The 10,265-nt window shown below is 69.8% G+C and carries 10 protein-coding genes and 1 pseudogene; 2 read left to right on the top strand and 9 right to left on the bottom strand.

The features are described 5' to 3' along the window. From ACR2JA_RS00170 to yjjJ, 4 genes and pseudogenes are all read right to left on the bottom strand, one after another. Window positions 1–238: pseudogene (locus ACR2JA_RS00170) on the bottom strand (hypothetical protein); the annotation flags it as partial. Between the two features lie 27 nt (window positions 239–265). Beyond that, window positions 266–2,134 (bottom strand): glutamine--tRNA ligase/YqeY domain fusion protein, encoded by a 1,869-nt coding sequence (locus tag ACR2JA_RS00165; RefSeq protein WP_434007119.1) that lies wholly within the window; start codon window positions 2,132–2,134, stop codon window positions 266–268. Window positions 2,135–2,162: 28 nt separating this feature from the next. Next, on the bottom strand, window positions 2,163–3,107 hold the full coding sequence (locus ACR2JA_RS00160; RefSeq protein WP_434007118.1) for a glutaminase: 945 nt from the start codon (window positions 3,105–3,107) through the stop codon (window positions 2,163–2,165). A 116-nt stretch (window positions 3,108–3,223) separates the two neighbouring features. Continuing rightward, complete coding sequence (yjjJ, locus tag ACR2JA_RS00155) at window positions 3,224–4,567, bottom strand: type II toxin-antitoxin system HipA family toxin YjjJ (RefSeq protein ID WP_434007117.1); 1,344 nt, start codon at window positions 4,565–4,567, stop codon at window positions 3,224–3,226. Window positions 4,568–4,857: 290 nt separating this feature from the next. Between yjjJ and ACR2JA_RS00150 the strand changes: the two genes are divergently transcribed. Then, window positions 4,858–5,232, top strand: a complete 375-nt coding sequence (locus ACR2JA_RS00150; protein WP_434007116.1) for a hypothetical protein — start codon at window positions 4,858–4,860, stop codon at window positions 5,230–5,232. A gap of 103 nt (window positions 5,233–5,335) precedes the next feature. On the opposite strand, the gene ACR2JA_RS00145 is transcribed toward ACR2JA_RS00150, so the two are convergent. From ACR2JA_RS00145 to ACR2JA_RS00135, 3 genes are all read right to left on the bottom strand, one after another. Further along, window positions 5,336–7,150: a monovalent cation:proton antiporter-2 (CPA2) family protein gene (locus ACR2JA_RS00145; RefSeq protein WP_434007115.1), complete on the bottom strand. Its 1,815-nt coding sequence runs from the start codon at window positions 7,148–7,150 to the stop codon at window positions 5,336–5,338. Continuing rightward, the gene (locus ACR2JA_RS00140) at window positions 7,147–7,704 is read right to left on the bottom strand and encodes an NAD(P)H-dependent oxidoreductase (RefSeq protein WP_434007114.1); all 558 of its coding nucleotides are present in this window, start codon (window positions 7,702–7,704) and stop codon (window positions 7,147–7,149) included. Before ACR2JA_RS00140 ends, ACR2JA_RS00145 begins: the two co-directional genes overlap by 4 nt. Before the next feature lie 83 nt (window positions 7,705–7,787). Beyond that, on the bottom strand, window positions 7,788–8,408 hold the full coding sequence (locus tag ACR2JA_RS00135; protein WP_434007113.1) for a DUF924 family protein: 621 nt from the start codon (window positions 8,406–8,408) through the stop codon (window positions 7,788–7,790). A 119-nt stretch (window positions 8,409–8,527) separates the two neighbouring features. Between ACR2JA_RS00135 and ACR2JA_RS00130 the strand changes: the two genes are divergently transcribed. After that, window positions 8,528–8,959 (top strand): hypothetical protein, encoded by a 432-nt coding sequence (locus tag ACR2JA_RS00130; protein WP_434007112.1) that lies wholly within the window; start codon window positions 8,528–8,530, stop codon window positions 8,957–8,959. 32 nt (window positions 8,960–8,991) lie between these two features. Here the strand turns inward: ACR2JA_RS00130 and hutG are convergent, their stop codons facing one another. Continuing rightward, complete coding sequence (gene hutG / locus ACR2JA_RS00125) at window positions 8,992–9,942, bottom strand: formimidoylglutamase (protein WP_434007111.1); 951 nt, start codon at window positions 9,940–9,942, stop codon at window positions 8,992–8,994. Further along, window positions 9,939–10,265: amidohydrolase family protein (locus ACR2JA_RS00120; RefSeq protein ID WP_434007110.1), on the bottom strand; the 327-nt coding region annotated here is incomplete at its 5' end. The genes ACR2JA_RS00120 and hutG, both read right to left, overlap by 4 nt.

Raw genomic sequence — 10,265 nt, 5'->3', positions numbered from 1 at the left:
CGAAAAAGCTGTTCCAGTTTTTTTCCGCAAAATCTCGACAAATACGATACTTCCGATCTTCGGCGGTTGCTGGATCTGGTTTGGCATTGGGTAGTTTTATTTCTGCGAACTCTTTAGATAGCAGTGACGCTGTGGTAGTGCATCCACTTCCGGTCCGGCCTGTTAAGCCGATAACTGCAAAGGCAGAGCGCTTTTGAAATATTTTTTGTAGGCCTTGAGAAACATCGGATTCGCTCATTTTTCTTCCCTTCTTTTTTTGTTAGGTTTACTTCCCCCAACTATCTTTCAACCCCGTCACCCGGTTGAACACCACTTTCCCGCCCACTCCGTGGTCCGTGCGGTCGGCCACAAAGTAACCAAACCGCTCAAACTGGAATTTTTGGTCCGGCTGTGCGGCGGCCAGTGACGGCTCCACAAACGCCGTCACCACCTTCAGGCTGTCGGGGTTCAGCGCGTCCAGGAAGTTCTTGCCGCCCGCGTCGGGTTGCGGGTCGGTGAACAGGCGGTCGTACAGGCGCACTTCGGCGCTCACCCCGTCGGCCGCGCCCACCCAGGTGATGGCGGCCTTGGCCTTGACGCTGTCGGCGCCGGGCGTGCCGCTCTTGGTGCCGGCAATCACTTTGGCGTGCACTTCGGTCACTTTGCCGTCGGCATCTTTGGCGCAACCCGTGCATTCGATGACGTAGCCGCCCTTGAGGCGCACGACGTTGCCGGGGAACAGGCGCTTGTAGCCCTTGGGCGGCACTTCTTCAAAGTCTTCGCGTTCGATCCACACGTCCTTGCCGATCTTGAACACGCGGTCGGGCGGGGGCGTTTGCCCTTCGGCAATGGCGCTGTGGGGCAGGGCGGGCTGGGTGCAGTCTTCGGTGTAGGCGTCAGACCCGAACACTTCGGCCCAGTTGGTGAGCACCAGCTTGACGGGGTCGAGCACGGCCATGCCGCGGTGGGCCTTGTTTTCCAGGTCTTCGCGCAGGCAGCCGTCGAGCGTGCTGTAGTCGATCCAGGAATCGCTCTTGGTCACGCCGATGCGTTCGGCAAACAGCTGGATGGCTTCGGGCGTGTAGCCGCGGCGGCGCAGGCCGACGATGGTGGGCATGCGCGGGTCGTCCCAGCCGCTGACCTTCTTCTCGTTCACCAGTTGCGCCAGCTTGCGCTTGCTGGTGATGACGTAGGTGAGGTTCAGGCGCGCAAATTCGTACTGCCGCGGCGGCGGGGCCTTGAGCAGGCCGCCTTCGCACAAACGCTCCAGCAACCAGTCGTAGAAGGGGCGCTGGTCTTCAAATTCCAGCGTGCAGATGGAGTGGGTGATCTGCTCCAGCGCGTCCTCGATGGGGTGCGCGAAGGTGTACATGGGGTAGATGCACCAGGCGTCGCCCGTGTTGTGGTGCGTGGCGCGGCGGATGCGGTAGATGGCCGGGTCGCGCATGTTGATGTTGGGCGACTGCATGCTGATCTTGGCGCGCAGCACGGCGGCGCCGTCGGCCAGCTGGCCGTCGCGCATTTCGCGGAAGCGGGCCAGGTTCTCTTCCGGGCTGCGGCTGCGGAAGGGGCTGTCCACGCCGGGCTTGCCAAAGTCGCCGCGGTTGACGCGCATTTCTTCGGCGGTCTGTTCGTCCACATAGGCGTGGCCGGCGGTGATGAGGTGTTCGGCCGCGCGGTACATGAAGTCGAAGTAGTTCGACGCGTAGTACAGATGCTGTTCGCTTTTGCCGTTGAAGCTGCTCTGCCAGTTGAAGCCCAGCCACTGCACCGCGTCGAGGATGGAGTCCACGTACTCCTTTTCTTCCTTCTCGGGGTTGGTGTCGTCAAAGCGCATGTGGCAGACGCCGCCGTAGTCGCGCGCCAGGCCGAAGTTCAGGCAGATGCTTTTGGCGTGGCCCACGTGCAGGTAGCCGTTGGGCTCGGGCGGGAAGCGGGTGCGGATCTTGGCCGGGTCGGGCTGGCCGGCGGCGTGGTGCGTGGCATCACCCGGGCCACCGCCCCACTGTCGGCTGGCGTAGGTGCCTTGCTCCAGGTCTTTTTCGATGATCTGGCGCAGGAAGTTGGAGACCTTGTGCTCCTCGCCGTCTGCCGCGGCGGGAGCGTTGTTTTTAGAGGCGTTGGAAGGGGTGTTTTGGGGGGTGTTCGAGCTCATCCGGCCATTCTAGGCCGGCGCTTCCCGCTCACAGGCTGGTGTGGCCCCAGCCGGTGGCCTGCACCAGCCGTTCCAGCGCGAAGGCGCCCAGCACCGAATTGCCCTTGGCGTCCAGCTCGGGCGACCAGACGGCGACGGTGGCCACGCCTGGCACGATGGCGACGATGCCGCCGCCCACGCCGGTCTTGACCGGCAGGCCGATTCGATAGGCGAAGTCGCCGGCCGCGTCGTAGGCGCCGCAGGTCAGCAGCAGGGCGTTGACGCGGCGCGTGGCGTCGGCGCTGAGGAAGTGTTCGTCGGGCTCGCCGCGCAGCGACAGGTCGCGCCCGTCGTTGGCGAGGAAGAGCGTGGCTTGGGCCAGCTGGGCGCAGCTCATTTCGGTGGCGCACTGGCGGCAGTAGTTGTCGAGCACGGTCTCGGGCTCGTTGCGGATGTTGCCGTGGCTCTTCATGAAGTAGGCCATGGCCATGTTGCGGTGCGCGGTCTCGCGTTCGCTGCGGGCCACGCGCGGGTTCCAGTGCAGCTGGGGTTCGTCGGCCAGGCGGCGCAGCGCGCCGAGCAGGGCGTAGTCGAGGTGGGCGTAGCGGGTGGTGAGGATGTCGGTGATGACCAGCGCGCCCGCGTTGATGAAGGGGTTGCGCGGGATGCCGTTTTCGGTTTCGAGCTGGACGATGGAGTTGAAGGCCGCGCCCGAGGGCTCGCGGCCCACGCGCTGCCACAGCGCGTCGCCTTCGAGCTTGAGCGCCAGCACGAAGGTGAACAGCTTGGTGATGCTCTGCAGCGAGAAGGGGGTGTGGGCGTCGCCCACGCTGTGGGTCTGGCCGTCAACGGTGGCGATGGCCAGGCCGAACTGGCGCGGCGCCACCTCGGCCAGCGCCGGGATGTAGTCGGCCACGCGGCCGCGGCCGAACAGGGCCTGGGCGTCGTGGTGGATCTCGGCCAGCAGGGCCGGCAGGTCGGTGGGGCGGTGCATGGTGGGCGCGGATTCTAGGAGCCCGGTGTGCGGCTTTATGCGGCCGGTGGTGGCGGGCCATGCGCGGGCGGCATCGAACGGGGCGATTCGAGGGTAAGTCCCGAGGGAGCGGCGCGTCAGAGGCGCTGAACCAGGTCGCCGTTGGCCTGCGCCACGGCGCGAAAGCCGTCGCTCACGCGCGGGTCTTGCGCCACGGCTTGCCAGAACGCCAGCGCCAGGGTGCGCGCCTGCGGCCACACGGCCAGGGTGTGCACCGTGGGGCGCGGCGGCTGGGCGGCCAGGTCGCGCGGCACCACCTCGCCGGCCACCGGGGCGTACAGCATGGGCAGCATGTCGTAGGCCGGGGCCAGGCGCCAGCGGTGGTCTTGCAGCAGCAAGGACAGGTTGCCGTGGTGGCGGTCGGTGTTGGCAATCAGCGCGCCGTAGGCATCGATCAGGCCGATGGCGCTCACGTCGTCCGGGTGCAGGCGTTCGGGGCCGGCGCGGTCGGACCGTTGGGCGGTGTCCACCCAGTTGGTGCCCTGGCCGATGTACTGGCGGTCGTACACCTCCAGAGAGACCATGCCCACGCGGCCGCCCTGTGGCGTGCGGTCGAAGCGGCGGCTTTCCAGAAACACGCGGCCCGCGGCCAGCACGGCCTGGGTGGGCGCGGCGCTGATGCCGGCGGCGGCCAGGGTCTGCAGGGCCAGGGCTTCGCACAGCAGCAGGTCGCGCCAGCGCTGGCTGGCGGCGCTGTCATCGGCCGGGGAGAACTTCACCAGCACGGCGTGGCCGTCGCGCACGGCGCTGAACTTGGGTTGCTCGCCGCCGGCACTCGACCCGACGGCGGTCTGGTCCAGCGCCTGCAGGGCCAGGGCGGGGTACTGGGTGGCCGGGTCGGTCACCACCGGGGCGGCGGTGCGCAGCGGGGCGGGCAACGTGTGGAAGCGGTCGAAGGCGGTGGGGCCCACCAGCAGGTTGCCGGGCTGGTCTTCGCCGGCGTTCACCAGTGCCTTGAGGATGTGGTCGTCGCTCCAGTGGGTCAGGTTGGCGGGCAGTTGCAGGCCGGGGTGGGCGCCGGCAAAGCCCCGGCCCAGAAAGCCCTGGGGCCGCATGTCGTACAAAAACCAGGGCAGGCTGTCGTGCCGGGCGCTCTGGCCGTGTTCGCGGTCGGCCTCGTCCATCCAGAAACCGTCGCCCGCCAGCGGGTAGAGGGTGCCGAAGAACCGCACGGCGCCATCGGCCTGCACGGCGTGGATGGCCACCTGCCGGCCGACGCCGGGCACGTCCCGCGGCAGCAGGTAGCGCCGGGCGCGGGCCGCGCCCACGGCGACCAGGGTGCCGTCGGCCAGCAGCGGCGCCAGCAGGCGCGAGGCGCTGGGCTGGCTGATGCCCAGCCGCGCCTGCAGCTGCGGGCTGGTGGCGGTGCCGCCCAGCTGGCGGATGGCGGTCAGCAGATCGGGTACGGTGGAGGGGGTCATGGAATGGATTATTGAATAGATTTATAATGCCTAAGCGGTTGAGCTGAAAACAAAAATGTCAGAAGGCTGCATGGTTTGGCCTGCCAGACGAATGGATGCCGGGGCGCGGCGGGGTCGCCCGCCCGGTGAGTGTGTGGCACCCCGCACGCCCCCCGCGCGGGGGAGCGCCACCGACGAGGGGCGCCACAAACGCCCCCAGCGGCAAGCGGTTTCCGCTATCTTTGCCGCACCCCACACGGGGGGAGGACTCCACGCCCAGCGGCGGACAAAAAACAGAACAGGCGGAACCGATGCACAACGACAACCCCGACACCATTGCCATGGAAGAGACCCAGTGGCAGCAAACCCACGTGGACGACGTGTTCCTGCCCACCGTGCGGGTGCAACTCGGCTGGAAAGACCTGGAAGCCGCCGTGGAACACGGGGCCGTGGTGCCGCAAAAGGCGCACACGCTGTGGGCGGCCTGGGCATCGCCCACCAGCGGGCTGCGCGTGGCGGGCAACGGCATGGCGCCGGCCTACGAATCCACCCTGGTGGACGAGAGCGATGACGACCTGGCCGAGCCGGCCGCGCCGGGGCCGCTGCAGCGCTATGGCCTGGTGCTGGGGCTGGTGGCGGGGGTGGTGCTGGGCGCCGGCGGCACCTGGCTGGCGCTGGGGGGCTGAACGCCCCGTCGCACGCCAACCGACCCCGAACACCCCGAAGCCGCTCCCTGTGAGCGGCTTTTGTTTGGTGCAACGGGGCCGGTGTGGGCTCAGGTGCCCCGGTTCAGGGGGTCCGGTCGGCGTCCGCGCCGGGCACCCAGCCGGTCTCCGGGGTGTGGCGGTGCTGGCGCTGCAGGTCGGCCTGCATCTGTTTTTCAAACTGTTCGCGCGCTTCGCGCACGCGCTGCACGAAGTCGTCTTCGTCGTGCCGGCTGGCGCGCGCGCTGGTGATGAAGTGCTCCGAGTAACGGCGGAATTCGTCGGCCAGTTCGCGGGCGTGGAAGCGGTCGAAGCCCAGCAGCTCCAGCGTGGCGCGGGCGCTGCGCAGCGAGCTTTCGAACAGCTCGCGCTGCACGTGGTGCACGCCGGCGTCTTCCAGTTCCATGGCGTGCACCGCGTCGCGGGCGCGGGCCAGGATGGGCAGTTGAGGGTGCGAGGCGCGCAGCTCGTGCACCAGGCGGTTGGCCTGGGTCACGTCGTCCACCGCCACCACCACGGCTTTGGCCTGGTCCAGGCCGGCGGCGTGCAGCAGGTCGGGCTGGGTGGCGTCGCCAAAGTAGACCTTGAAGCCAAAGCGCCGGGCCGAGTCCACGGTGTCGGCGTCGTGGTCGATCACGGTGGGGCGGATGCCGGCGCTCAGCAGCACGCGCGCCACGATCTGCCCGTAGCGGCCAAAGCCCACCAGCAGCACCGGGGCGTGGGTGTTCTCCACCGCGTCGGCGGGGCGGGTCTCGGTCTCGGGGCAGCCCCAGCGGTCGTAGGCGATCAGCAGCAGCGGCGTGCTGACCATGGACAGCGCGGCGATGAGGGTGAGCAGGTCGGCCGTGTCGGCCGGCATGACCTGCGAGGCCTTGGCCGCCGCCAGCACCACGAAGGCGAATTCGCCCACCTGCGACAGCAGCACCGCCAGCAGCTTGCGCTGGCTGCCGCGCAGCCCCACCACCGGCCCCAGCAGCCACAGGCCCAGTGCCTTGAGCGCGACCACCAGCAGCAGACCCACGACCACCTGCAGCGGCGCGCTGACCAGCAGGCCCAGCTGCATGCTCATGCCCACGGCAATGAAGAACAGGCCCAGCAGCAGACCCTTGAAGGGCAGGATGTCGTTTTCCAGCGCGTGGCGGTATTCGGAACTGGCCAGCAGCACACCGGCCAGGAACGCGCCCAGGCCCATGGACAGGCCCACGATTTCCATCAGCGCGGCCACGCCCAGCACCAGCAGCAGCGCGAAGCCGGTGAACAGCTCGCGCACCGGCAGGCGGGCGATGAAGCGCATGGCCGGGTAGGCCACGTAGCGCCCGGCCACCACCACGGCCAGCACGGCGCCGATCTGCAGCAGCGGGCTGCTGTGGCCGTGGCCGCTGCTCACGCTGGGCGCGTTCTGCGAACCGAGCGCGGCGGCCAGCGCCAGCAGCGGGATGGCGGCGATGTCCTGGAACAGCAGCATGGAGAAACCGTTGCGGCCGACGGGCACGTCCATCAGGTGCCGTTCCTGCAGGATGCCGACCACGATGGCGGTGGACGACAACGCCAGCGCCAGCGCCGCCACCAGCGACGCCTGCCAGGTCCAGCCCAGCAGCAGGCCCACGGGCATGAGCAGCGCGGCGCACAGGCCCATCTGCAAGGCGCCGCCGCCGAACACGGCCGCGCGCATGGCCCACAGGCGCTGCGGTTCCAGTTCGAGCCCGATGACGAAGAGCATGAGCACCACGCCGAGTTCGGACGCGTGCAGGATGGCCGTGGGGTCGCTGACCAGAGCTAAACCCTCCGGGCCGATGACCACGCCGGCCACCAGGTAGCCCAGGATGGACCCCAGGCCCAGCCGCACCGCCAGCGGCACACAGACCAGCGCGGCCAGTAGAAAGAGGATGCCCTGGATCATGCGGTGGCTCCGGTGAGGGCCAGGCCGGCCTGGTGCTGGGCCAGGGCCAACGCCAGCGCGTCGCAGCTGGCGCGGCGGTCGTCTTCGCTGATGGTGTGGCCGGCGTAGACCAGGTAGGGGGGCAGCCAGTGCATGCCGCAGTAGCGCGCGGTCTGTTCGATGGGGGCGACGAAGTCGGCGAAGGGCCGGCCGTGTTCACCGCCGGGCGCGTAGGCCGTTGCGTCGGCGCCCACGCTGGCCACCCACCACACCGTTTTGCCACGCAGGGCGTGGCCGCCCTGGCCATAGGCCCAGCCGTGGCTGAGCACGCGGTCGAACCAGTGCTTCATGAGCGCGGGCACGCTGTACCAGTGCACCGGCGCCAGCCACACCACCAGCTGCGCGGTGCTCAGGGCCTGCTGTTCGGCGGCGACGTCGATGTCGAAGTCCGGGTACAGGTCGTAGAGCGAACGCACCTGCGTGCCGGGGGCGGCGTCGAACACGGCTTTGAGCCGCTGGGTGACCAGCGAGCGGCGCGGGTACGGGTGGGCGTGCAGGACCAGGGTGTGCGACATGGGCGGGGGCGCGGTGCGGCGGGTGGGGCTGCCACGATAGCACCCGGCGCCCGGCCGCCGCCCAACCGCCACCGGCGGGGCGCTCACTGCCCGAAGCGCGGGCCGCCCTGCAAAAAGTCGGTTTCGGCCGGCGTGCTGGTGCGGCCCAGCACGGCGTTGCGGTGGGGGAAGCGGCCGAAGGTTTCGATGATGTCGCAGTGCTGGCGGGCCGAGCGCAGGTTGCCCTGCAGCTGCTCGCGCACCGCGGGCGGGCTGTCGTGCGCCAGCGCTTCGAGGCGCGTCACGCATTCGTGCTGCAGGGCCACGCTTTCGGCGTGCATGAGCGGCATGTAGAAAAACAGCCGGCCCACGCGGGGCAGTTCGCTGTCTTGCGACAGGGCCAGGGACTGCAGCACCAGGCGCTGCGCGCGGCCGTCGCCGGCGAAGGCGCGGGCCTGGCCGCGGTGCACGTTGCGGGTGAGCTGGTCGAGCACGATCACCAGCGCCAGCCGCGCGGGCAGGGTGGTTTCCCAGTCCGCCAGGCCGCCGTCGAGCGCGCGGTCCACCAGCGGGCCGAAGCGCTGGGTGATGGTCGCGTCCAGTGCGGCACCGCCGCCAAACCACAGGCCGCTGCGGTCCTGCGCGGGCCAGTCGGTGGCGAGGGCGTCACCGAACCAGAAGGTCAGCACGTCGTCGGGCGGGGGCAATGCGGTGTCAGCGGTCATGGGTCGTTCGGTTACGTCTGGCTACGGCTTTGACCGTGCGTGCGCAACGGGTTACAGGCGGATTTTCTCTAATGGGCGCACGGCAGCCACAGGGGTTGCCCGCAACCGGAGACACCACCATGAACACCGTGACTTTCAACACACCGGCACAAGGCCGTTCGACCTGGGCCAAGGCGCTGGGTCTGGTTTCGCTGGCCGCGGCGGCCTGGGCGCTGAGCACCGGCCAGGCGCACGCCCGCGGGCAGGACGACATCTACTGGTCAATCGGCGTGAACTCGCCCGGTGTGGCGGTGGGCGTGTCCAACGCGCCGCCACCGCGCCCGGTGGTGGTGCACACGCGGCCGGTGGTGATCCACCAGCCGGCACCGGTGGTCGTGTATGGCCAGCCGTACCCGTATGTGCGGCCGGTGGTGGTGCAGCCGCGCCCGGTGATCTACCAGGGCTGGGGCTACGGGCCGCGCTGGGACGACCGCCGCCACTGGAAGCACCGCCACCACGACCGTCACGACCGCTGGGACGATGACGGCCGCGGGCGTGGGCACGGTCGCTGACAGGGCCATGGCCGAGGCCGCCAGCGCGGCCTTCAGCCGGCCGCGAAGCCGCGCGCGATGCGCGCCGCCAGCCGGGCGGCCACGCGCGCGGTGCGGCCGCCTTCGTCCAGCGGCGGGTTGAGTTCGGCCAGGTCGGCCGCGAGCACGCGGCCACTGGCCATCACCTGGTCCACCAGCGCTTCCACATGGGCCAGCGGCAGGCCCAGCGGGGCCGGGGCCGAGACGCCGGGCGCCAGCGGCGCGGGCAGCACATCCAGACAGACCGTGAGGTAGACCCCGTCGCAGCGCGCCAGGTCGTCGGCCAGCGCGGCCTGCGTCTGCGCCAGCTGCTCGGAAGACTGCAGCTCTTCGTCCAGCCGGTGGCGCGCGCCCAGCGCCGCCGCGCGGTCGAACAGCGCCTGCGTGTTGGCAAAACGGCTGATGCCCAGCACGTGGTAGTCGAACGGCCGGCCTTGCGCCTGGCACCAGTCGGCGATCTGGCGGAACGGTGTGCCCGAGTTGCCCTGCGCGGCCATGCGCAGGTCGAAATGGGCGTCGAGGTTGACGATCAGCAGGCGCTGCAGGCCGGGGTGCGCGCGCGCGAGGCCCTGGAACGTGCCCCAGGCGACCTCGTGTCCGCCGCCCAGCACCAGCGGCCTGCAGCCTTGGGCCACCACGTCGGTTATGCGACCGGCCAGCGCCTGCTGCGCGTCTTCCAGCGGGTGGCGGTGGCCGTCCACATCGCCGGCGTCCCACAGCGCCGGTTCGCCCAGCACCGGCAGGTTGGCCAGTGCGCCGCGCAACGCGCGCGGGCCTTCGGCGGCGCCGGGCCGGCCGCCGTTGCGGCGCACGCCTTCGTCGACCGCAAAGCCGATCAGCGCCACGCCGCCCTGCGAGGCGGCGTCGAACGGGCGCACCACGTGGTGCCAGCGGCGGCTGTCGCCGACCTCTTCGCTGTCGGTCCGGCCTTGCCAGACGAAGCCAGGGTTGGAATCCGTGTTCATGGTCGCTCCTGGCCCGCCACCACGACGCGGTGGCAGGGGTTGTGGCCGAACCAGTAGGCCAGCTCGTTCGGGTGGTCGAGGTCCCAGGCGACGAAGTCGGCGCACTGGCCGGCCGCGAGCTGGCCGCGGTCGTGCAGGCCCAGCGCGCGCGCGGCGTGCACGGTGATGCCGCACACGGCTTCCAGCGGCGTGAGGCGGAAAAAGCTGCAGGCCATGTGGGCCGACAGCAGCAACGACAGGCCGGGCGAGGTGCCGGGGTTGTGGTCGGTCGACACAGCCATGGGCACGCCGGCTTCGCGCAGCGCCGCGATGGGCGGCAGCTT

Source organism: Hydrogenophaga sp., assembly GCF_051007235.1.
GTDB lineage: Bacteria > Pseudomonadota > Gammaproteobacteria > Burkholderiales > Burkholderiaceae_C > Hydrogenophaga.
The sequence above is the reverse complement of the archived record's forward strand: the minus strand, read 5'-3'. Positions and strand labels throughout refer to the sequence as shown.

What these genes read in the sequence shown, in the direction of transcription:
- ACR2JA_RS00140 (WP_434007114.1), bottom strand. Translation starts at nt 7,704, where the DNA reads ATGTCGCACACCCTGGTCCTGCACGCCCACCCGTACCCGCGCCGCTCG.
- yjjJ (WP_434007117.1), bottom strand. Translation starts at nt 4,567, where the DNA reads ATGACCCCCTCCACCGTACCCGATCTGCTGACCGCCATCCGCCAGCTG.
- ACR2JA_RS00160 (WP_434007118.1), bottom strand. Translation starts at nt 3,107, where the DNA reads ATGCACCGCCCCACCGACCTGCCGGCCCTGCTGGCCGAGATCCACCAC.
- ACR2JA_RS00150 (WP_434007116.1), top strand. Translation starts at nt 4,858, where the DNA reads ATGCACAACGACAACCCCGACACCATTGCCATGGAAGAGACCCAGTGG.
- ACR2JA_RS00165 (WP_434007119.1), bottom strand. Translation starts at nt 2,134, where the DNA reads ATGAGCTCGAACACCCCCCAAAACACCCCTTCCAACGCCTCTAAAAAC.
- ACR2JA_RS00145 (WP_434007115.1), bottom strand. Translation starts at nt 7,150, where the DNA reads ATGATCCAGGGCATCCTCTTTCTACTGGCCGCGCTGGTCTGTGTGCCG.
- ACR2JA_RS00135 (WP_434007113.1), bottom strand. Translation starts at nt 8,408, where the DNA reads ATGACCGCTGACACCGCATTGCCCCCGCCCGACGACGTGCTGACCTTC.
- ACR2JA_RS00130 (WP_434007112.1), top strand. Translation starts at nt 8,528, where the DNA reads ATGAACACCGTGACTTTCAACACACCGGCACAAGGCCGTTCGACCTGG.
- hutG (WP_434007111.1), bottom strand. Translation starts at nt 9,942, where the DNA reads ATGAACACGGATTCCAACCCTGGCTTCGTCTGGCAAGGCCGGACCGAC.